The sequence below is a fragment of the Micromonospora sp. NPDC005252 genome, from assembly GCF_042872475.1.
Classification (GTDB): Bacteria; Actinomycetota; Actinomycetes; order Mycobacteriales; family Micromonosporaceae; genus Micromonospora.
Genome location: NZ_JBIAKN010000020.1, coordinates 14,405 through 35,131, shown reverse-complemented (window position 1 = coordinate 35,131; position 20,727 = coordinate 14,405). Strand labels below are relative to the sequence as shown.

The window sequence follows — 20,727 nt, the reverse complement described above, 5'->3', positions numbered from 1 at the left end:
GGCGTGCGATGCGGGGGAGGCTGTAGGTGCAGGCGGGGGATCGCATCGGTGACCGGTACGAGTTGACGTATCCGGTCGGTCGCGGAGGAATGGGCCAGGTCTGGGCCGGCTTCGACGAGCGGCTCGACCGGCCGGTGGCGATCAAGTTTCTCCGGCAGTTGGAGGTGCCGGAGGACGAGCGTGAGACGGCAGGCAAGCGCTTCCGGCGGGAGGCGAGAGCAACCGCCAGGCTCGACCATCCCGGCGTGCCGGCCGTACACGATCTGGGTGTGCACGGTGAAGACCTCTACCTCGTCATGCAGCTCGTGCCGGGGATCGTCCTCGCCGACCACATCGCCGAGCAGGAGCGACTGCCTGTCGGTGAGGCGGTTTCCATTGCCGCGCAGGTCTGTTCGGTGCTGGAGGCCGCACATGCCGCCTCACTCGTACATCGTGATCTGAAGCCGCAGAACCTCATGATTACCCCGGCAGGGGTGGCCAAGGTGCTCGATTTCGGTGTGGCCGCGCTGCTGAACCCGGCCGAGGCGTCCCGCATCACCGCGACCGGGCGCACGCTCGGGACTCCTGCCTACATCGCACCCGAGCAAGCCCAGGGCGGGCCCGTCGGGCCCGCCGCCGATCTGTACGCCTTGGGCTGCATCCTGTTCGAGATGCTCGGCGGGCACCCTCCCTACCAGGCGGCGAACGCGCCAGACATGATGCGTCGTCACCTGTACTCGCCGATCCCCATCATCGGCGAATATCGCTCGGACGTGCCCGACGACCTGGCGCATCTTCTGTACTGCCTGCTAGCCAAGGATCCAGCGGAGAGGCCGGCGTCGGCGGGCGAGGTTCGTCGGCTCCTCAATCCGTTCGTCGATGGCGACGACACTCCAGGCGTTGTAGCCGGCCGGGCCGGCAACAGGAGCTCCGATGCCACAGCGCGCACAGCCGCTGTGCCGCCGAAGAACTCGCAGCAGAAATTTGCGGCATCGCGGGCGAAGGCAAGAGAACTCGCCGAGAATGAGCGCTTCGTGCAGGCCGCCGAAGTGTTGGAGCGAGCCCTTCACTCGCTGTCGGAAAGCGAGGGTGGGCTGCTAGCTACCGAGGCAATGTCGGTGCGTCTGGACATCGCGAACCTTCTGATGCTGGCAGGTGATTTCCGGCAGGCCCGAGGCGCCTTCGCGGCCTTGGCCCGTGACCTGGACCAGTCAGGCGGCCAGCAGGATCTTGCTGAGGAGTGCCGGCATCAGGTGTTGGTCTGCGAAACCGAGATGGGCCAGGTCACCAGCAACGGCTTCATCCAGCCCAAGCCCCTCCTGCATCAGAAGGGTCGGTTCACCCTGACCTGACCTGTGTTTTCGTCGTCATCCCCAGCATTCCTCTGATCTGGCACGATTTAAGATCGTGCTGCCGGCCGTGGACCGTCGTTGCGGGCGCTGCCGACGAAGGCGTACCAAGCGGTCGGGCGAAAGGTGAGAGCCGGACCGGCCTGATCCTTGGAGTCGCGGACGGCGACGATGCCGGGAAGGTTGGTGGCGACCTCGACGCAGTCGCCGCCGTTGTCGCCGCTGCGGGTGCTCTTGCGCCAGACGGCGCCGGTCAGGTCAGTCATGCCGCATCTCCCCAGCCATCCGCTTGATCATGTCAGTCGATTCTGCCTCGCCGAGTGCCAGCGCATCCAGCCCTCGCCAGACGCGCTCGTAGGCGGCCAACTCGTCGGGCTTGTCGAGGTACAGCGCCCCGGTCAACGACTCGCTGTAGACCACGGACGGCTCGGGCGCGGCACGGCCACCCTTGGTCGTCGGAAAGTCGAGGATCACGAAGGATCCCGCAACCGCGCCGGGCTGGGGGCCTGCTGCCAGTGGCAGCACCCTGAGGCTGACGTTCGGTAGCTCGGACAGCTTGGTGAGGTGAGCGAGCTGCCCGGTCATGACCGGCGACCCGCCAACGCCACGGCGGAGTACCGCCTCAGACAGCACGGACTCAAGCCTGGGAGCTGCTGGCAACCGCCGAGAGAGCAATGCCTGCCGTTGAAGTCGGACCTGTACGGCCCGCTCGCGTTCCTCCTCGCTCAGCGTCCCGCCGAGGCGGTACAGCGCGCGGGCGTACTCCTTCGTCTGCAGGAGCCCAGGGATGAGCGACTCGTCATAACGGCGGAGGTGGGCGGCGGCGGATTCCAGGCCCACGTACAGCTCGAACCAACTCGGCACCGCATCGCCGTATGCGTGCCACCAGCCCTTCGACTTCGTTTCGACGGCCAGCCCGCGCATCGCCTCGGTCATCTCGGGCGAGACCCCATACAGCTCGCACATCGCCTTGACGTCGAGCACCCGGACCGATCCCTGGCCGCATTCGAGGCGCCAGATCTTCTGCCGGCTGTATTCGAGGGCTTCGGCGGCGGCGTCGAGTGTCACCCCGGCCTCGTTGCGGAACTGTCGCAGCAGCCGGCCGAGTTGCCGGCGCGGCACGGTCGATCCGATGTCGTCGGGCATCCGCACACTCCCTGGTCCCGTAGCGCAACGCTGCGTGACCTGCTCCTGCAACTCCTACGGGTTTCAGCAAAGAAAGTCAATGCACAGCGGCGAAATTGCGGTTTAGAACGTTGCGTTTTCACTGCGGACTGTCGCAGGCTGATCACAGCACGGCGGCCGTCCGGTCCCCCCGAACGGCCGCCGTGCTTCCCCGAACACCCTCGCCCCTCCGCGTCAGGAAGGCAGGCAGACATGAACGCCAAAAACCAGCGACCGGAGTCGCCGAGTTGTACGACGTACCGCTCCGGCGCGTACACCAGTCTGCTGCCGTGGCAGGTGCGTGAGCGCCGCTTCGTGCCTACCGGGCTCGGACGTCGCGGTCTGAACCCCGACGACGTGTACGCCTTCCTTGACCGGGTCGCCGTCGACATGGCCGCCGTCTACGCCGCTCTCGCCGAGAGCCGCCTCGAGACGGCCCGGATCAAGGCCGGGCTGCGTCGCTGGCAGGCCGATCAGGCCGGCGCCCGCAACGAGCGGGGCCAGGCCCGATGAGCCAGCGGTACGTCATCCACCTGCCGGTGGCCGCCGCCGACCTGCCCGCCGCGCAGCGCCTGGCCCGGGTGATCGGCCGGTGGCTGCTGGTGTTGCCGCAGACCGACCCGGGGGAGACCACCGTCTCCGCCGAGGACCACCAGAACGTACGCCATCGGGTCTTCTGCGACCTGCTGATGCCTGGCGGCCGGCGCTGCCTGCTCCGCGCCGACCACGACGGCCCCTGCGCCCGCCGCCTGCGCCGCTGACCTGGATTCGCCCGATGGGGATGAGGCAGGGTCACCCCCTGTCCCAGGAGGCTGTCGAGGTACCAGTTCGCTCGGCACCCGAGCGGTGAAGTGTGCGATAGCGGCACAGGGCTCGTAACTGGCGGTTCGACGGCGATCGGGCCGGGGAGGAGAATCAGGTGGAATACGAGGATTTCATCAACGCAGTGGCCACGCGGCTGAAGGTGTCGACCGATCAGGCGGCGACACTTACCAGCGCGACGTTGGAGACACTGGCGGATCGGATCAGCGCCGGCCAGGCCGAGGACCTTGCCTATCAGCTTCCCGACGGGCTCGACGATCACCTGCGCAAACCTCCACCGCTTAGAAGGCAGGAACATGCCCAGCCGTTCGGGTTCGACGAGTTCGTGCGGCGCGTGGCGGACCACCCGGCCGTCGACCGTGCGCTCGCCGGTGCCGGGGTCCGCGCGGTGCTCACCACGCTCCGTGAGGCTGTTTCCCGTGACGAGTTCGAGGACGCGATGGCCCAGCTTCCGAAGGAGTTCCGGCAGGTGGTCGAACCGGTGGGCGCCGGTGGCCGGCAGCGCCGCGGGTAGCACGCACGGACCCCGCGACGCACCCCAACTGGTCCGGAAGGAGAACTGGTGAACTACGCCGAATTTCTCGAAGCGGTGGGGAAGCGGGCGCGAATGCCGGCGGCGGAGGCGGCGAACGTCGTCGGAGCCACGCTGACGACCTTGGCGGAAGGGGTCAGTGGTGGCGAGGCGCGACACCTGGCCACCCAGGTCCCCGAGGAGTTGCGGGGGTACCTGCACAAGGACGTGGACTTCGCCGAACGGATCGACCTCGTGGAGTTCCTCAATGAGGTAGGGGTCCGCGCGGGAACGGATGACGAGCGGACCGCTGAGGGCGCCCGCGCCGTGTTGACGACCCTGCGCGAGGTGGTGAGCGCGGACGATCTCGAGTACCTGGAATCCGAACTGCCAAAGGACTTCCGGCGGCTGCTGCGTCCGGTGAGCCGCAGCGTCGGCGCCTGAACCGAGCCAATTCCTGGCCCGATCCGGGTACGGTGCGCGGGTGGAGGTTGGATTCGCCCCGCCCGTCTCCGGCTCGTGGGCCACACCGGAGAACATGATCCACGTCGCCCGCCGCGCCGAGCAGCTCGGGTACCACTCGCTCTGGACGTTCCAGCGGCTCCTGGTGCCCGCCGACCTCGCTTGGAGCGAGACCTACCACAGCGTCCAGGACCCGCTGACCACGCTGGCGTTCCTGTCGGCCCACACCACGCGGATCCGGCTCGGCGTCGCGGTGCTCAACATGCCGTTCATCTCTCCGGTGCTGCTGGCCAAGCAGACCGCGACCCTCGACATCCTCGCGGGCGGACGACTCGACGTGGGACTCGGTCTCGGTTGGGCGGATGAGGAGTATCAGGCGACGGGGGTGAGCAAACATCGGCGGGGCCATCGGGCCGAGGAGTTCGTGGCAGTTCTCCGCGCTCTCTGGCAGAACGAGGTCGCCGAGCATCGCGGCGAGTTCTACCAGGTTCCGCCGACGCGCATGGAGCCGAAACCGGTGCAGCGGCCACACCCGCCGATCCTGCTCGGCGGCCAGGCGCCCGCCGCGCTGCGCCGGGCCGGCCGGCTCGCCGACGGCTGGGTCAGTGGCAGCCAGGCGGACCTGACAGGCATCGGCGAGGCGGTCGCGACCGTCAAGGCCGCCGCCGCGCAGGCCGGCCGCGATCCCGGCGCACTGCGCTTCGTCTGCCGCGGCGCGGTCCGCGTACGGCCGACGGGCCCGCCCGGGCGCGAGCCGCTCACCGGCACGCTCGAGCAGATCCGGTCGGATCTTGGCAGACTCGCCGAAGCCGGCATCACGGAAGTGTTCGTCGATCTCAACTTCGATCCGGAGATCGGGTCACGCCGCGCCGACGCGCAGGCGTCGCTGCGCCGGGCCGACGAGGTGCTCGAGGCCCTCGCTCCGGCCCGCTGACACCCCTGACCGGCGCTCACCCGGCCGGGTCGGCTGCCGCGTCCGCCGCGGACCACGCCGACCAGCCGGTCACCGCTATCGCGATCACCGGCCCGGCTGGTGGCCGCTGGACGTACTGCGGGTACTTGTCGGCGAGCGCCGCGCGGGCTGCGGCGTCCTCCGCGTGGTCCTCCACCAGCCGACCGTGCCCGTCCAGGCGGACCCACCACAGCCGCGACCAGTCCTCGTCGTACTCGTCGATGAGCAGGCAGGCATGCCCCGTCGCCCGGATGTTCTCCAGCCGGCGTAGCCGCCGGTGGCGCTTGGGTTTCTCGTCCACCGCGTGGTAGACGACATCGTCGAGCAGGACGAAGCACACGGGCACCAGGTGGGGACGCCCATCCGCCCGGACGGTGGTCAGCCGGGCCACCCTGGCCGACCGGACCCGATCCCGGATGTCGTCGGCGGGCACAGGCCCGACGGTAACAGCCGAAACCCGTCACGGTGACTCGTTGTTGCCGTGGGGGTATGTCGGTGCTGCAGCCGGGTATGCCCTGCCGACCTGAACCCCGGGGGAGGCGTGATGGCGAGCGAGGCGCCCGACTACTTCCAGCCCGAGGCTGGGCTGGTGCTCACGCACCTGCTGATTGTGCGGGACGTGGACCGTTCCCGGGAGTTCTACCAGCGGGTGCTGGGCGCGACGGTGGTGCGGGAACGCCAGCCGGCAATCCTGCGGTTCCACAACAGCTACATCGTGATCAACGACGAGGGTGGTCCGACCGACGACAAGCCGGGTGTGCAGGCGAAGGCGCCGCCGGATCCGAACACGCTCAGCAGCGCGATGAACGTCCGGGTCACCGACGTCCGGGCGGTCTACGAGCAGTGGCGGTCACGGGGTGGGGAGTTCCTGACCGAGCCCAAGGATCATGGCGTCGAGATCCGGTGCTACCTGCGCGACCCGGACGGCTATCTGATCGAGCTCGGCCAGGGCACGGGGATCCTCGCCGGGATGGGTCGAGCAGCCGCCGCCTGAGCGACCGACACCGGGGAACCCAGCCCGGACCAGCCAACGTGATCGGGCCCCTGGTGATCAGGCGGCGGGTACGGTGAACGTCGTGGAGGATCTCGGCGCGAAGGTCTCGTACCTCGCGCTTCGCGTCGGCACCCGGGTCTACGACGTCGACTCGGCACCCGTCGGCGTGGTCGAGCACGTGCTGACCGACGAACCGAAGGACATCTTCCACGGCATCATCGTGGCACCGCCGGGGCCCGACCAGTCCCACCGCTTCGCCCACCGGGAGCAGATCGCCGACCTGTACGAGCGGGGGGTCGTGCTGTCGGTACCCGGTGGCGAGATGCACGAGCCGGGCGAGGACACGCCGGCCAGAAGGGCCGAGGCCGCGGGTGACGACCCGGTGCAGGTGGGCCTCCGCCGCGCCTGGGAGTGGCTGAGTCGCCCCCGCTGAACCTGGCGGGCAGGTTGCCGCCGCGCCCGGCAGAGTTACGGCCAAGTCTCAGGCTGCTGAGGCAGTGTCGGTGATGTGCGCGATTACCGCCGAATAGTCCCGGTCGCCAAGGCCGGCCTCCTGGGCTGACGCGACCCACTGCCGTGCGGCCGTCGCGACTGGCAGTTCGACGCCTGCCGACTCGGCGGCCGACACGACCAGATCGGCGTCCTTACGGGCGAGTGACAGCGCGAACCGGGGCGGGAACTGACCCGACTCGATCGCTGGCCGCCGCCGATCCGCTTGCGAGCCGACGGGAGTCGCGGACAGGACCTCGAACGCGATGTCACGCGGCAGACCAAGCCCGTCCGCGAGAGCGAGCGCCTCACCGAGAACAGCGAGCACTCCGAAGAGGGTCGAATTGGCGACCAGTTTGGCCGCCGCGCCGGCACCGAGCGGTCCGACATGCATCGGCGAGCCAAGCGCGCCCAACACCGGCATCCACTGTTGGGCAAGCTGCTCCGGCCCTCCGACGAAGATCCGCAGCGAACCCGACTCGGCCTCCGGGACGCTGCCCAGCACTGGCGCATCGAGCAGGCCAACACCATCCGGCAGCATCGCGGCCAACCGACGCACCGCGGGCGGCCCGACCGTGGACATCTCAGCGAGCGTCGTCGACGCGGTAGCACCGGCGAGGATGCCCTGCGGACCCTCGACCACCTCTCGCAGCGCCGCCGGGTTGGACAGCATGGTGATGACCAAATCGGCCCGGCGGGCAGCCTCTGCCGGACTGTCGGCAGCGACCGCGCCACGCGCCACAAGATCGTTGGCCCTCTGCGGCGTGCGGTTCCAGACAACGAGGTCATGGCTGGCATCGAGCAACCGGCGGGCCATCCGGCTACCCATTTCACCCAGACCGATCACAGCGACCGTGGCCATGGCGCCATCCTGCCAATTTTGCCCGGGCAATGCCGCACAAACCTGGATGCTGGTGCTGCCGTTTGATCATGCCTGCCGGGCAGGTTGACCCCGGCAAGGTGCAGGAGCATGCGGCGGTGATTCGGTCATGCGGCCGACCATCGCCGCCGCACCCTGAAGGTTCGCCCCTGGCGGCGATCTCTGCCGATGCTCGGGCGTGAGGACGTCTCAGCTGGCCAGCGAGCCCAGGCTGAAGCCGTCGAGCAGGTTGATGAGCTCGTCGTCGCGGGTCACCTCGTAGCCGCGCCCGCGCAGCTCCGCCACCAGTTCGGTCTCGCAGTCGAGTGGAACCTCGAGGTACTCACCGGTGTGAACCGTGAGCACGAGTTTGCCGTACCGGTCCCGCAGGTCCTGCGGCAGCACATCGAGCGCGCGCGTCGTGACCATCGGGGGCCAGTACCCTTCCACGACCGCGCCCACCTCAGTGATGTGGAAGGGCTCGTCGTCGCCGTACCCGTCCTCCGGCTCGTAGCAGTCGGGGCCGGCGGGGTGCGACAGGCGGGTCATCTGGACCTGTCGGGCCTCGCCCCAGGTCCGCGCGGTGGCGAGTGCCCTGATCTCCGCGGCCTCCCCCGCGGCGGTAGGGGCGTCGATGAAGGCGAGGCAGTCGTGATTGGTGGCGTGGCCGTAGACCAGGTGCTGGTGGTGCGTCGTCATGGCGCACATCCTGCCTCAGACGTACGACTTCCAAGATCGTCGTACGGCCGGGGCCCTGTCCACCGGTTGGTTGACCGCTAGGCTGGCCCTCCTGGCCTCGCCACCTGGAGAAACGCCCATGTCCGACAGCGTCTTCGCGCAGTTCACCGCCGACGACGACCAGCTCGAAGTTGGGCTGATCGTGCAGCCGGCGATCAACGCCGCCCTGGTGCACAACCGGGTGCCGCTGGTCCGTCACCTCACCCTCGTCAACCGAGGTCCGGTGCCGCTGACCGACGTCACGCTGACGCTGGAACTGCGAGGCCCGGACGGCGCGTTGACCGAGCCGTGGACGCGTACGCTGACCGCGCCGTTGCGGCCGGGGGCGAGCACGAGCTGGGACGACTTCCGGGACTTCACGCCCGACCGGGTGCTGCTGTATCGCACCGACGAGGCGTTCCCGGTCGACTACACCCTCCGGGTGCAAGCGCAGGAGGACGCACTGCGGCTGGTTGCCCCATCGAGAGTGTTGGCCCACAACGAATGGTTCAACAGCCCTGCCCTGTACGACAGCCTGGCCGCCTTCGTGCAGCCGAACACCCGGGCGGTAGAGGCGGTCCTGCGGGCAGCCGCCCAGTTCCTGCTCGCGCGGACGGGCTCCGGCTCTCTGCAGGGCTATCAGGAGGGTTCGGAGCGGGCGGCGCTGATCGCCGGCGCGGTGTACGAGGCACTGCGCCAGCTGGAGATCACCTACCAGACCCTGCCGGCGTCGTTCGAGAACACCGGCCAGAAGGTTCGGACGACAGCCGCCGTGCTGGACGGGCGACTGGGCAACTGCCTCGACCTGTCCGTCACATACGCCGCGTGTCTGGAGGCGGCGGGGCTGCATCCGCTCATCTTCATCAGCGCGGGGCATGCCTTCGGTGGCTTCCTGCTGGAGGAGGAGCGGCTGGGCTCGGCCGCGGTGACCGAGACCAACCTGCTGATCTCAATGGTCGACTCCGGCCGGGCCGTGCCGGTCGAGCTGACCCGCATCGGGCCGGGCGCGCAGTCGGCGACGTTCACCGAGGCGGTACGCGTCGGGCTCGGTCACTTCCGGGGCGACGGCGAGCGCCTGCAGGGCGTCGTCGACGTGCACCTGGCCCATCGCTCGGGGATCCGCCCGCTGCCGTCAGCCGACGAACTGGTCGCCACGCCGCTGCTCACGGAAGCGACCGCCGGCGCAGTCGCGTCCCTCGACCTTCCGCCCGGCGTCGCCGCCGCGAAGCTGCGCCAGCTCACCGATGAGGGTGAGGAAGCGCCGCAGCAGTCCGACGGGTCGCCGGCGCGCGTCCAGCAGTGGAAGAAGTCGCTGCTCGACCTGAGCCTGCGCAACCCGCTGCTCAACCTGCCCAAGCGCGGCCGTGGCCTGGACCTGCACGTGCCGGCGGGTGCGCTGGCCCTGCTCGACGACCTCATCCACGATGGCCGTCAGGTGCAGGTCATCCCGCAGGACGACATCAGCCACGTCCACGAGCTGGCCGGGGCACGCCGGGCGCAGGACCTCGATGCCGAGATCCTCACCCGGGAGCTGCGCACCGACCGCCGGGTCTACGGCGCGGTCACCGACGCCCGCTACAAGACGGCGATGCGGGCGTTGCAGCGCGAGGCGCGCACGATGGAGCAGGAGACCGGCAGCAACTACCTCTACCTGACCATCGGCACGCTGGTGCACACCAAGACGACCGGGGGAGAGGCGTACGCGCCGCTGTTCCTCCTACCGGTGCGTATCGAGGGTGGCAGCGGCCGTCGCCCGTACGCGATGGTCATCGACGGCACCGAGGTCGCCAGCCCGAACTACTGCCTGATCGAGTGGTTGCGGGTCAAGCACAGCGTGCGGATCCCGGAGTTGGAGCGGCCGGTCCTCGACGAGCACGGCATCGACATCGCCAAAACCCTCGCCGCGATCAACACGGGGTTGCTCGACAACCGGCTCAACTACCGCATCGATGAGACCGCCAGCCTTCGACTGCTGCAGTTCTCCACCTTCCAGATGTGGCGGGACCTCACCGACCACTGGCCCCGGTTCATGGAGAACCCGGTCGTCCGGCACCTGGTCGAGTCCTCCGGCGCCACGTTCGACGACCCGGCGCGCCCCGACGACGCCGAGATCATGGTCGACGAGGCGGACCTGCACCTGCCCATCCCCGCCGACGGGTCGCAGATGCAGGCCATCGTGCGCGCCGAGCGCGGCCACTCGTTCGTCCTGGAGGGCCCGCCGGGCACCGGCAAGTCCCAGACCATCACCAACATGATCGCCCGGGCGGTCAGCGCCGGTCGATCGGTGCTCTTCGTCGCCGAGAAGCAGGCCGCGCTGGAGGTGGTGAAGCGCCGCCTCAAGCAGGTCGGCCTCGGGCCGTTCGCCCTGGACCTGCACGGGCGCAAGCAGTCCCTCAACGCGATCCGCCAGCAGCTGCGCGACGCCCTCGACCAGTACGACCAGGGCGGCGACGGCACGTGGACGGCCGTCGAGACGGCCTACCGGACACGGCTCGCCCCGCTGACCGAGTACCCGGCCCAGGTGCACACCACCAACCCCGTCGGGATGTCGCTCTGGTCGGCCTACGAGCAGACCCTGGCGTACGGGGACGGCCCGGCCGCTGCGATCCCGGTGGCCTACCTGCACGCACCCGCCCAGGCACGCGCGCAGGTCGAGACGACCCTGCGGGAGTTCCCGGCGGCCGCGCGATCGGCCCGACTCCGGGCCGCGCACCCGTGGGCGCTCAGCGGCTGCCGGACCCTCGACGGGCTGCATGGTGCCGCTGTCACCGAGATCGCTGGTGAGCTCGAACGTCTCCGCGCCGACCTCGCCGCGCACCCGCGCCTGGTCGACCTGCTGCGGACGCTGCCCGCCCCGGAAACCGTGAGCGAGTTGCAGGCGGGCGCCTGGCTCGCCGTACGCGGAATGCTGCCGGACCGGCAGACCACCCTGCACGCCAGCGACCGACGGTGGGACGAGGCGGTGGCCCGGCTCCAGGTGAACCTGGCAGCCTTCCGGCAGGGCTTCGCCGGTGAGCTCGCGACCTTCCGGCCAGACGTGTTCGCACGACCGGAGCTGACCGCCTGGCACGGTGAGGCCCAGGAAGCGGCGAAGCGGTTGTTAGGCAAGCGCAAGCGCCGCCAGGCCATCGTGGACCGGCTGGCGGTGCACCTGGTCGGAGGTGCTCCGCTCGACGCGGAGCAGGTGGAGGTCACCACCGGTCGACTGGTCGCCGCCCAGGCGCAGGCCGCCGCACTCCACCAACACCTGCTGGGGCTCGGTGGGCTGCGGCTGTCGCAGTGGCTGCCCACGGACCCGAACGCACAGGAGCGGCTGACGGAAGCGATCGAGGCGACCCGGGTTGGCCGGACGCTGCTGAGCCAGCACCCGCAGGCATGGGAGCTGTTCCAGAGCGGGTTCACCGACGTCGGCGCGGCACTCCTCGACCGGTTCGCCTCACGGTGGCGGGCCTGGCGCGGGGTGCTGCGCTCGGGCGGGCCGGAGCTGGGCCTGTGGCTCGCCGGTTCGCACTGGGTGGACGCCTGGCAGCGCGACGGCGCGGTCTGGCTGCAGGAGCTGCAGAGCGAGGAGCTGTTTCCGCTGCGCCGATGGGCGACCGTTCTGGCCCACGCCGACGTGCTCGCCTCGGCCGGTCTCACCGACTACCGGGACCAGTTGCTGCGCGCCGAGGTGCCCGGGCAGCTCGCCGAGGAGGTCTACCGGCGGGGCGTCGCGACCGCGTCCCTCACCGAGCGGGTACGGGCCGGCGGCCTGCAGTATTTCGACCCGGAGCTGCACGACGACGAGATCAGCCAGTTCGAGGCAGCCGCCGGTGAGCTACGGTCCGCGCTGCCGACGCAGCTGCCGTCGGTGCTGGTCCGTCGCCGTCCCTTCAGCCCGGGCGACCGGCGTGGACGCTTCGCTGACTTCGCGGCGGAGCTTCGCCGCAAGCGGGGCGGGCGGTCCTTCCGAGAGCTGTTCGAGCAGTACTCGGACGCGGTGCTCGCACTGACCCCGTGCGTGCTGGTCAGCCCGGCGTCCGCGGCGAACTTCCTGGCACCGGGCAGCCAACGTTTCGATCTGGTCATCTTCGACGAGGCCTCGCAGATCCGCGTGGCGGAGGCGATCGGCGCGATGGGTCGGGGCAGCGCCGTGGTGGTGGTCGGCGACTCCCGGCAGATGCCGCCGAGCAGCATCATGCAGGCCAGCCACAGCGTGGACGAGGTCGACGAGGGCAACGGCCCGGTGCCGGAGGACCTGGAGAGCATTCTCAGCGAGGCCGTCGAGTCGGGGTTGCTGCAGCGCTGGCTCTCCTGGCACTACCGCAGTCACGACGAGTCACTCATCGCCTTCTCCAACCGCTACTACTACGACAACAAGCTCTCCAGCCTCCCGTCGCCCGGTGCCGCCAGCTCGGCGGGCGTCAGCTGGCGGCGCGTCGAGGGCCAGTACGACCGGGGCGGATCCCGAACCAACGAGGTCGAAGCCCGGGCTATCCTCGCCGACATCACCCGGCGGCTGCACGACCCGGCGACCGCCACCCAGTCCGTCGGCGTGGTCACCTTCAACATCCAGCAGCGGGACCTCATCCTCAACCTGCTGGAGGAGAGCACCGATCCGATCATCCGCGAGCAGCTCTCCGGTGCCGTCGCGGAGCCGATCTTCGTGAAGAACCTGGAGAACGTGCAGGGCGACGAGCGGGACGTCGTCCTGTTCTCCCTGGCCTTCTCCACCAACCCGGAGACTGGCCAACTCCCGCTGAACTTCGGTCCGCTCAGCCAGGCCGGCGGCGAGCGACGGCTCAACGTCGCCATCACCCGCGCCCGCCGTCAGGTCGTCCTCTATTCGTCCTTCGACCCGTCCGACATCGACCTCGCCCGTACGTCCGCGCTGGGCACACAGCACCTGCGGGCGTACTGCGAGATGGCCGCCGCCGGCGCGGAGCGCCTGGGCGACCTCGCCACCGACCGCACCGAGCGGCGCAGTCGAATCCGCGAGGAGGTGGCCGCGGCGCTGCGCGACCGCGGCCACGAGGTCCGCACCTCGCACGGCCTCTCCGACTTCACAGTGGACCTCGCCGTACGCAGACCAGGCTCACCACGCTGGCAGGTGGCCGTCATGCTCGATGGCCCGGACTGGAGTGCCCGCCCGACGGTGGCGGACCGCGACTCCGCACCGACGCTTCTCCGGTCGATCATGGGCTGGCCGGACGTCGTGCGGTTCTGGCTGCCGGCGTGGATCCACGACCGGTCGGCCATGCTCGACCGGGTCGACGAAGCGGTCACCCGGGCCGACGCCCCCACGACCGCCGCGCCGGAGCCCGAGTCGTCTGCGGTCGCAGCGGCACCCGAAGCCATCGAACTGCCGCAGCCGCGTTCCGTAACGGATGTGGAGCCGCCACGCCCCACACCGGCCGCCGAGTTGCCACAGCCGCGCCTCGCGGTGGACGAGGAGCCCCTCTTGGGCGCCTCGGCGGAACCCGTCACCGCACTCGCCGCCGCGACCACCGCGCCGCAGGTCACGGCGATCTCGGACGCGGGCACCATCACGGTGAGCCCGTTCGTTCCGTACATCCCGACCTCGCTCGGAGAGCAGGCCGACCTCGACCTTCTGGCCACCGACCGGCGGGTACGTGACCTGATGCGGAACGCACTCCGCGAGATCATCGAGGCTGAGGGGCCTATCGAGCAACACCGGCTCGCACGCCTCGCCCTCGCGCGGTTCGGTTTCCTCCGGACACGGGAGGACCGGCGTACCGCCGTGCTGTCGCTTGTCGACTCCCGCCGCCTGTACACGCACCCGACCGTGAGCCGGTATGCCTGGCCCGAGGGCGCCGATCCGCAGACGTACCGCGCGTACCGGGTGACTCAGGTGAGCAACGACCGGGCATTCGAGGAGGTGCCGCCCGAGGAGGTGGCCAACGCCTTCGTGCACGCGCTCCAGGGCGTACCGAGCATGGACGAGGAACGGCTGCTGCGCGCTGGCCTGGAACGGCTCGGCTACCGCCGACGCACCGAGAAAGTCGACAAGCTACTCCGGTACGGGTTGCACGTGGCCGTGACCAGCGGTCGCCTCCGCTTCGACCAGGAGGGCCGCCTCACCCACGGCTGACGAGAGTCACCACTCGTGCCGGTCGCGACAGAGTGGGCGGGGTCTGGGCCGCTTCAGCCGAGGCGTGCTCGTCCGGCCGGTGTTGAGGACCCAGGCGAGCGGCGTCGGCCTTGTGCTCGATTCCGGCAGCTGCCGTTCGCCAGCCGTAACCGGCTCGCTGCCACGGAACTACGCGTCGCGATGCATCATCTGGTCTGTCCGGAGCGTGACCATGGCGACGGTGCGGCCGTCGGCGTCGGCGAACTCGACTTCGTACGCAGGCGGGGGGCCGTCAAAGACATGCACGACGGTCCCCACTGCCCCGGCAGGAAGGCCTTCTCCCGGAATGGCTTCTCGGAGCTCAACCACGTCGTACAGCTCAACCACGTCGTACAGCTCCAACATGTCAGCCTTCCTTCGGCGGGAGCGAGATGGTCACCATCCGAGGCGCAGATGCGCCTTTCTCCAGGTGCGATTGGACCGAGTACCTGGCCCAGGTGCACGCCACCAACCCCGTCGGAAGGTCGCTCTCGTCGGCCTCTGAGCAGGTCCTGGCGTACGGGGACTGCCCGGTCACCCCGATCCCGGCGAGCCATCAGCACGCACCCACCGCGGCCCACCAGGTCGAGACGACGATGCGAGAGTTCGAGGCGGCCGACTCCAGGCCGTGCATGCCATCGTTGCCGTCAGGTCAGCGAGCATCATGACCGGGAAACGGATCTAACGCCGCTGACCTTGTGGGCACGTCGTAGCGGGTTCGGCGCCCAACTCCTGGGTGACGGGACCGCGTAGCGTCATCGACTACCAGGATTGCTCGAGTCGGGGAACCCGGCTGAGTAGGTTGCGTCCACCAGTTCCTGAAGATGGCGGATGACGTCGACCTTGTGCTCGGTCTCGGGCAGTTGCCGTTCGCCAGTCGTCACCAGGTCGTTTCGCCAATGACTGATGATCTCCAGCTGTGCTGCCGCGGGCAGGTCGTCGACCCACAACGACCCGAGGTTGTTGTCGACGATCTCCTGCAGGCGGTTAGCGGTCTGTCTGTCCGAGAGGCGGGAGATCAAAAACTCCAGCGTCCAGTCAAACAGCCCTCCCGATGAGGTCCAGTCGACGCCGGGTTTCAGCACGATGAGGCCAGCCATCATTTCCCCACGATGAATACTCGCGGACCGAGGTTTCGATCCGTGATGAACTGTTCGATGCGGGCAACCTGTTCCGGGACGAACTGCGACACGTCCACCGGCACCAGGTCAGCTTTGTCCAAGTGTCGTTCGATTTGATACTGCAACTGGGGCCACTGACGGTCAAAGAACTGCGCCGGGAAGTTGCCCACCGCATCGTAGGTCCGTCCGGCCTCGTCCACCCAGTCGGCAGAGGAGGCCGGGGGAGCGCGGTGGAGTATCACGCTCATTTCCTGCTCTAGCCGGACCGCTGTCTCCGCCTCGCCCGGACGGAACCTCCCGGTCGCCGGATCCATGCCGAGATCGTGTATCCGCTGCTGCTCCCTTGCCGCAAGCGTTGGGGCCTCGCGAGGCGGCTCAGGTTCGGGCGTGTTCCGGCTCGGTGGCGATTCTCCTTTCTGGAGTCGCCCGAGCGTCTGCTTGAGCTTCTCGATGAGGTCGCCGAGCCGGCGTACCTCCGGGATCAGCCGTCGCAGGCTGGCCAGCAGTCCTCGCAGCAGCCGCGCGATCCGCGCCCCCCACGCCGCCACCAGCGTCGTGACCTGCTCCACGACAAGCGGTGTGGCCAGTCCGCCGGTGACGACGAGTTCGCCCGCGTACACGATGATCCGGGACACGCAGGTGGCGATGGCGTCGCGGACCAGGAGCCGGACGGCGGCCACCAGGCCGGCGGCGCCTTCGGTGATCGCGGCCATGGTGTCGGCGCCCTGGGCGAGGCCGGTGATGGCCTGCTGTTGTTCGGCGGCCCAGGCGCGGTAGGCGGGGCCGGCGTTGCCGCCCCAGCCGGCGACGTCGTCGCGGACGGCGCGGGTCAGCGTGGCTGCTTCCTCGCGGAGCGAGGCGGCGACGTTGTGCCAGGTCTGGGCGTGTGCGGTGATCTGCGCCGGGTCGCCAGCGAGCCAGTCGAGCGCCTCGCTGAGCGGCTTGACGTGCTCGATGAGCCAGGCGATCCCGTATTGCAGCAGGGCGCCGACCGGGTCGGAGACGAAGGCGAGGGCGTCGAGGCCGGCACTGACGACACCGAGGCTGCCGTCGATCCAACTGCCGCTGCGGACGCCCTGCGCGATGAGGTCGATGTCCTCGCAGATCCACACACCCGCCCACGCGCTGGGCGGGGTGTCCGCTGTGGCGGCGACGAGCGGGTTGGACGTCACGGGCGTTGCCGCACCCCGTCGAGCAGGTGCTTGGCGCGGGCGTCGGAGTGTCGGTAGCGGTCCGCGCCGGTCCGCAGCCTGCCGGCGGTGTCCCGCACCGACGCGGCGGCGGCACCGATGCCGTCGATCAGGGTTTGTTGCAGGCCGTCGAGCAGCATCGGCAGCATCGCGCAGAGCTGCCCGTACGCGACACCGCCCAGCCGGACGTTCTGGCCCGCCTGCTGGGCGGTGTCGAGGCTGCTGGCGCAGCGGTCGAGGCGTGCGGCGTGGGCGGTCAGGTCGTCCGGGTCGACCTGGATGCCGTCACCGGCGGGCATCGCTCGGCCCCTGGTCGTGGCCCAGCCGACTGCGGTACGAGTCGATGATGGCCCGGGCGCTCGGGTCATCGCCGAGGGACTCCGCGGTTACGTCAGCCACCTGCCGCAGCAGGTCGGTGCGCGCGGCTCTCGTGGTGTCGAGGATCTGCTGGGCGGTGCGCGCCGCGGATTGTTGCCGGGTGCGCTCGTCGAGCCGTAGGTCGATCAGCAGGCCAGCCGAGTCGACGGTGACGTCAACCGTCCCGTCGGCGTTGCGGGCGCTGCCGGTCAGATCCTGCATCCTCGCTGACAGCGTCTTCGCCCGTTCCGCCCGTTCGGCGAGCGACGACTCCCACTCGTCGAGCCGGCGTCCCGCCGCGTCGAGCGCAGCGTCGTCCGCCCACATGCTGACCCTCCCCAGGGGACCACCGCCGGCCGCCGCCGGCGAGATCACCGGTACGCTACCAACCGGTGGCGCTGTGTGCATGCCCGGATATTGGGCGGCGTCCTCGTGCGAGTCGCTCCGGAGGGCGTCACTTCTTTTTGGCGACGGCCTCGCGCCAGAGCAGACCTGCGATGCTCGGCCGGACCTCGGTGGTGATCACCGCCATTGCCCGCTGGACGAACCGGTCGTCGGTCAACTGCGCCAGCATGCTCGCCGCCAGGTCCGCGCGTGCCGTGAACAGGCCGTCCGCGACGTTCTCCGCCACCTCGTAGCGCGTCGCGGTGGGGTGGTCGAACAGGCCGGACGGGCGGGCGATGGTCCAGTCCAGGTCGCTTTCGCGTACGAGCGACTCCATCCGGCGCATGTCCTCGTGGGCGGTACGGCCCACCCGGCGGTTGAACAGTGGATCCAGCACGTTGTTGAAAAAGAACTCGCCGGCCGGCCGCCAGGTCGGGTCCAGGACGCTGGAGCTGACCGTGACGAGCCGCTGCACGCCGTGGCGGTGCATCGCCGCGATGATGTGCGCGTTGCCCCGCGAGTACACGGTGATCGGTTTCGGGGTGAGCGGCACGCCCAGGCTGGACAGGACGGCGTCGCTGCCGGCTACGACCCGGTCGACCGCGTCGGGGTCCGCGACGTCGGCGCCGACGACGGTGAGGCCGGCCCGAGGCCGGACGGCGTGGGGGCGGCGGGTGACCGCGACGACCTCGTGGCCGGCGGCCAGGGCCTGCTCGGTGATCTGGCGGCCGGTGGGTCCGGTGGCGCCGAAGACGACGGTACGCATGGGTGCACTTCTCGTTGCTGTGGTGACGGTGTTGACCGTGCCACCGCAGGAGCGCATTATTCAACCGTGTTGAATAAAACGCGGGGTCGGCCCCGCGGCAATCCCGATACCCGGGCCCGCATCGCGGAGGCCGCCCGCGACCTGTTCCGCGAGCACGGTTACCCGGGTACGACAGTGCGGGCGGTCGCCGCCGCCGCGGGGGTCGACCCGGCGCTCATCAGCTATCACTTCGGCTCCAAGCAGGGCCTCTTCAGCCAGTCGCTGAATCTGCTCTGCGTCGACCCCGCCGCTCTGGACCAGGCTCTGCGGGGTGACCAGGCCGGCCTGGCCGACCGCCTGCTCGACTCGGTCACCGGTCTGTGGGACGCCAGCGTGCCCGCCGAGAACCGGATGGCGGTGCGGGACGACGACACGATGCGCGCCCTGCGTGACTACCTGGACGGTGAGCTGCGCCTCCGCATCGCTGAATTTCTCGGCGGCCCCGACGCGACCGGACGCGCCACCGCCGCCGTCGGCGTACTCGGAGGGTTGATCTTCACGCGGTACCTGAACCCGATCCGTTCGATCGGCGCACTGTCCCCTGCCGACGTCCGGCGCGTCTTCGGTCCGGCGCTGCGGGCGGCCCTGCACGCCCGGCCCCGCCGGCCCTGACCCGCCGCGCACGACGTACGCTCCGGGCCGCGGACACGAGTGAGGTGTTGTCATGGCGTTCACCACCCGGCCGACCCTGCAGGGAACCTTCGGCATGGTGTCGTCGACGCACTGGCTCGCCAGCCAGTCCGCGATGGGGGTCCTGGAACGCGGCGGCAACGCCTTCGACGCCGCGGTGACCGCCGGGTTCGTCCTGCACGTGGTCGAGCCCCACCTCAACGGCCCGGGGGGCGAGGTGCCGGCCATCGTGGCGACCGCCCAGGATCCTCGTCCGAAGGTGCTGTGCGGGCAGGGCCCGGCGCCGGCCGCCGCGACCATCGCCCACTTCCGGTCCCTCGGCATGGACCTCATCCCGGGCGCCGGCCCGCTCGCGGCCGCCGTGCCCGGCGCGGTGGACGCGTGGCTCCTGCTGCTGCGCGAGCACGGCACGTTCGCGCTCGCCGACGTGCTGGAGCCGGCGATCGGCTACGCCGCCGCCGGCCACCCCCTGGTAGGCAGGGTCGGTGAGACCGTCGCGGCCGTGCGGTCGCTGTTCGAGGAGCACTGGCCGACGTCCGCCCAGCTCTGGCTGCGCGACGGCCGGCCACCGGCGGCGGGGGAGAGGTTCGCCAACCCGGCGTACGCGCGCACTCTGCGCCGACTCGTCGAGGCCGGGCAGGCGGCCGGCGCCGACCGGGAGGCGCAGATCGAGGCCGCGCGCCGAGCCTGGGGTACGGGCTTCGTGGCCGAGGCGATCGACGAGTTCAGCCGGCGGCCGTTCCGGGACTCCAGCGGCCGCTCGCACGCCGGGCTGGTCACCGGCGACGACCTGGCCGCCTACTCGGCGACCTGGGAGGCCCCGACCACCCTCGACTGGCAGGGCTACTCGGTGGCGAAGACCGGGTTCTGGGGCCAGGGGCCGGTGCTGCTGGAGACGCTGGCCGTCCTCGACGCGCTCGACGACGACGGCGCGTACGAGACGGCCACCGCCGCCGGCGTCCACGCCCAGGTCGAGGCGCTCAAGCTCGCCTTCGCCGACCGCGAGGCATGGTACGGCGACAGCGCCGACGTGCCCGCCGCGGCGCTGCTCTCCCCGGCGTACGCGCGGGAGCGGGCGGCCCTGATCGGTGACCGCGCGTCGACCGAGTTGCGACCGGGGAGTCCCGACGGGGCGCAGCCGCGCCTGCCGACCCACGTCCGACGCGGCGCCGGCAGCCGCGTCGACGCGTCGGACCCGACCACGGGCGAGCCGACGGTGCGGTCGGACGGGGTGACCCGGGGCGACACCTGCCACGTGGACGTCGTCGACCGCTGGGGCAACATGATCTCCGCGACGCCGAGTGGTGGCTGGTTGCAGAGTTCGCCCACGATCCCGGAACTCGGCTTTCCGCTGGGCAGCCGGCTGCAGATGTTCTGGCTGGAGGAGGGGCTGCCCTCGTCGCTCGCCCCGGGCCGCCGACCGCGCACCACGTTGAGCCCGACAATGGTGCACCGCGACGGAGAGCCGGTCCTGGCATGCGGTACGCCCGGCGGTGACCAGCAGGACCAGTGGCAGGTGCCCTTCCTGCTGCGCCACCTCGTCGGCGGTCAGCACCTGCAGGAGGCCATCGACGCGCCCGCGTGGCACACCGTCAGCCTGCCGGCGTCGTTCTATCCCCGCGACTCGGAGCCCGGCGTCCTGCTCATGGAGGACCGGTTCGACGCCGACGTGGTGCGGGCCCTGCGGGCGTACGGGCACGAGGTGCGGCTCGCCGACGCGTGGAGTCTGGGCCGGCTCTGCGCCGTGACCCGGGACCCGGGCACGGGCGTGCTCGCCGCCGGCGCGAACCCGAGAGGCATGCAGGGCTACGCGTGCGGCCGATAGCGCGCGCC

General features: G+C 70.3%; 22 protein-coding genes. 11 read left to right on the top strand and 11 right to left on the bottom strand.

Annotation, left to right across the window (positions count from 1 at the left end; translation table 11 throughout):
• Positions 1 to 26: 26 nt before the first annotated feature.
• Positions 27 to 1,331, top strand: coding sequence for a serine/threonine-protein kinase (locus ACFYPH_RS29690; protein WP_387186376.1), 1,305 nt, complete (start codon positions 27 to 29; stop codon positions 1,329 to 1,331).
• Between the two features lie 47 nt (positions 1,332 to 1,378).
• Here ACFYPH_RS29690 and ACFYPH_RS29685 read toward each other — a convergent pair whose 3' ends face one another.
• Together ACFYPH_RS29685 and ACFYPH_RS29680 are read right to left on the bottom strand one after the other, a co-directional pair.
• Entirely contained in the window at positions 1,379 to 1,594 is a 216-nt protein-coding gene (locus ACFYPH_RS29685; RefSeq protein ID WP_387186374.1) for a DUF397 domain-containing protein, read from the bottom strand.
• The gene (locus ACFYPH_RS29680) at positions 1,587 to 2,474 is read right to left on the bottom strand and encodes a helix-turn-helix domain-containing protein (RefSeq protein WP_387186372.1); all 888 of its coding nucleotides are present in this window, start codon (positions 2,472 to 2,474) and stop codon (positions 1,587 to 1,589) included. Before ACFYPH_RS29680 ends, ACFYPH_RS29685 begins: the two co-directional genes overlap by 8 nt.
• 231 nt (positions 2,475 to 2,705) lie before the next feature.
• Between ACFYPH_RS29680 and ACFYPH_RS29675 the strand changes: the two genes are divergently transcribed.
• From ACFYPH_RS29675 to ACFYPH_RS29655, 5 genes are all read left to right on the top strand, one after another.
• Positions 2,706 to 3,005 (top strand): DivIVA domain-containing protein, encoded by a 300-nt coding sequence (locus ACFYPH_RS29675; RefSeq protein ID WP_387186371.1) that lies wholly within the window; start codon positions 2,706 to 2,708, stop codon positions 3,003 to 3,005.
• Positions 3,002 to 3,253, top strand: a complete 252-nt coding sequence (locus ACFYPH_RS29670) for a hypothetical protein (protein WP_387186369.1) — start codon at positions 3,002 to 3,004, stop codon at positions 3,251 to 3,253. The genes ACFYPH_RS29675 and ACFYPH_RS29670 overlap by 4 nt, the downstream gene beginning before the upstream one ends.
• Positions 3,254 to 3,411: 158 nt before the next feature.
• Positions 3,412 to 3,828 carry a DUF2267 domain-containing protein gene (locus ACFYPH_RS29665; protein ID WP_387186368.1) on the top strand — a complete coding sequence of 139 codons (417 nt, stop codon included), beginning with the start codon at positions 3,412 to 3,414 and terminating at the stop codon, positions 3,826 to 3,828.
• A 48-nt stretch (positions 3,829 to 3,876) separates the two neighbouring features.
• The gene (locus tag ACFYPH_RS29660; protein ID WP_387186366.1) at positions 3,877 to 4,269 is read left to right on the top strand and encodes a DUF2267 domain-containing protein; all 393 of its coding nucleotides are present in this window, start codon (positions 3,877 to 3,879) and stop codon (positions 4,267 to 4,269) included.
• Positions 4,270 to 4,309: 40 nt separating this feature from the next.
• Positions 4,310 to 5,221, top strand: a complete 912-nt coding sequence (locus ACFYPH_RS29655) for a TIGR03619 family F420-dependent LLM class oxidoreductase (protein ID WP_387186364.1) — start codon at positions 4,310 to 4,312, stop codon at positions 5,219 to 5,221.
• A 16-nt stretch (positions 5,222 to 5,237) separates the two neighbouring features.
• Here the strand turns inward: ACFYPH_RS29655 and ACFYPH_RS29650 are convergent, their stop codons facing one another.
• Positions 5,238 to 5,672, bottom strand: coding sequence for a TIGR03668 family PPOX class F420-dependent oxidoreductase (locus ACFYPH_RS29650; protein WP_387186362.1), 435 nt, complete (start codon positions 5,670 to 5,672; stop codon positions 5,238 to 5,240).
• Positions 5,673 to 5,783: 111 nt separating this feature from the next.
• Between ACFYPH_RS29650 and ACFYPH_RS29645 the strand changes: the two genes are divergently transcribed.
• Both ACFYPH_RS29645 and ACFYPH_RS29640 read left to right on the top strand, forming a co-directional pair.
• Positions 5,784 to 6,233 carry a VOC family protein gene (locus tag ACFYPH_RS29645; protein ID WP_363935736.1) on the top strand — a complete coding sequence of 150 codons (450 nt, stop codon included), beginning with the start codon at positions 5,784 to 5,786 and terminating at the stop codon, positions 6,231 to 6,233.
• An 82-nt stretch (positions 6,234 to 6,315) separates the two neighbouring features.
• Positions 6,316 to 6,666, top strand: a complete 351-nt coding sequence (locus ACFYPH_RS29640) for a hypothetical protein (RefSeq protein ID WP_387186360.1) — start codon at positions 6,316 to 6,318, stop codon at positions 6,664 to 6,666.
• Positions 6,667 to 6,714: 48 nt separating this feature from the next.
• On the opposite strand, the gene ACFYPH_RS29635 is transcribed toward ACFYPH_RS29640, so the two are convergent.
• Both ACFYPH_RS29635 and ACFYPH_RS29630 read right to left on the bottom strand, forming a co-directional pair.
• Entirely contained in the window at positions 6,715 to 7,584 is an 870-nt protein-coding gene (locus tag ACFYPH_RS29635; protein WP_387186359.1) for an NAD(P)-dependent oxidoreductase, read from the bottom strand.
• A 207-nt stretch (positions 7,585 to 7,791) separates the two neighbouring features.
• Positions 7,792 to 8,280: a hypothetical protein gene (locus ACFYPH_RS29630; protein ID WP_355138692.1), complete on the bottom strand. Its 489-nt coding sequence runs from the start codon at positions 8,278 to 8,280 to the stop codon at positions 7,792 to 7,794.
• Positions 8,281 to 8,398: 118 nt separating this feature from the next.
• On the opposite strand from ACFYPH_RS29630, the gene ACFYPH_RS29625 reads away from it, so the two are divergent.
• Positions 8,399 to 14,389 carry a DUF4011 domain-containing protein gene (locus ACFYPH_RS29625; protein WP_387186357.1) on the top strand — a complete coding sequence of 1,997 codons (5,991 nt, stop codon included), beginning with the start codon at positions 8,399 to 8,401 and terminating at the stop codon, positions 14,387 to 14,389.
• 168 nt (positions 14,390 to 14,557) lie between these two features.
• On the opposite strand, the gene ACFYPH_RS29620 is transcribed toward ACFYPH_RS29625, so the two are convergent.
• The 6 genes from ACFYPH_RS29620 to ACFYPH_RS29595 form a co-directional block, all read right to left on the bottom strand.
• Positions 14,558 to 14,773 (bottom strand): DUF4926 domain-containing protein, encoded by a 216-nt coding sequence (locus ACFYPH_RS29620; protein WP_387186355.1) that lies wholly within the window; start codon positions 14,771 to 14,773, stop codon positions 14,558 to 14,560.
• Between the two features lie 389 nt (positions 14,774 to 15,162).
• Positions 15,163 to 15,510 carry a hypothetical protein gene (locus ACFYPH_RS29615; protein ID WP_387186353.1) on the bottom strand — a complete coding sequence of 116 codons (348 nt, stop codon included), beginning with the start codon at positions 15,508 to 15,510 and terminating at the stop codon, positions 15,163 to 15,165.
• The gene (locus ACFYPH_RS29610) at positions 15,507 to 16,640 is read right to left on the bottom strand and encodes a WXG100 family type VII secretion target (RefSeq protein ID WP_387186351.1); all 1,134 of its coding nucleotides are present in this window, start codon (positions 16,638 to 16,640) and stop codon (positions 15,507 to 15,509) included. Before ACFYPH_RS29610 ends, ACFYPH_RS29615 begins: the two co-directional genes overlap by 4 nt.
• 56 nt (positions 16,641 to 16,696) lie before the next feature.
• Complete coding sequence (locus ACFYPH_RS29605; protein WP_387186350.1) at positions 16,697 to 17,017, bottom strand: type VII secretion target; 321 nt, start codon at positions 17,015 to 17,017, stop codon at positions 16,697 to 16,699.
• Positions 17,004 to 17,402, bottom strand: coding sequence for a YbaB/EbfC family DNA-binding protein (locus ACFYPH_RS29600; RefSeq protein ID WP_354856845.1), 399 nt, complete (start codon positions 17,400 to 17,402; stop codon positions 17,004 to 17,006). Before ACFYPH_RS29600 ends, ACFYPH_RS29605 begins: the two co-directional genes overlap by 14 nt.
• A gap of 127 nt (positions 17,403 to 17,529) precedes the next feature.
• On the bottom strand, positions 17,530 to 18,225 hold the full coding sequence (locus tag ACFYPH_RS29595; protein WP_387186348.1) for an NAD(P)-dependent oxidoreductase: 696 nt from the start codon (positions 18,223 to 18,225) through the stop codon (positions 17,530 to 17,532).
• 66 nt (positions 18,226 to 18,291) lie between these two features.
• Here ACFYPH_RS29595 and ACFYPH_RS29590 point away from each other — a divergent pair, with 66 nt between their 5' ends.
• Positions 18,292 to 18,876 carry a TetR family transcriptional regulator gene (locus ACFYPH_RS29590; protein WP_354856841.1) on the top strand — a complete coding sequence of 195 codons (585 nt, stop codon included), beginning with the start codon at positions 18,292 to 18,294 and terminating at the stop codon, positions 18,874 to 18,876.
• Positions 18,877 to 18,928: 52 nt separating this feature from the next.
• Positions 18,929 to 20,719: a gamma-glutamyltransferase family protein gene (locus ACFYPH_RS29585; protein ID WP_354856839.1), complete on the top strand. Its 1,791-nt coding sequence runs from the start codon at positions 18,929 to 18,931 to the stop codon at positions 20,717 to 20,719.
• Positions 20,720 to 20,727: the final 8 nt, after the last annotated feature.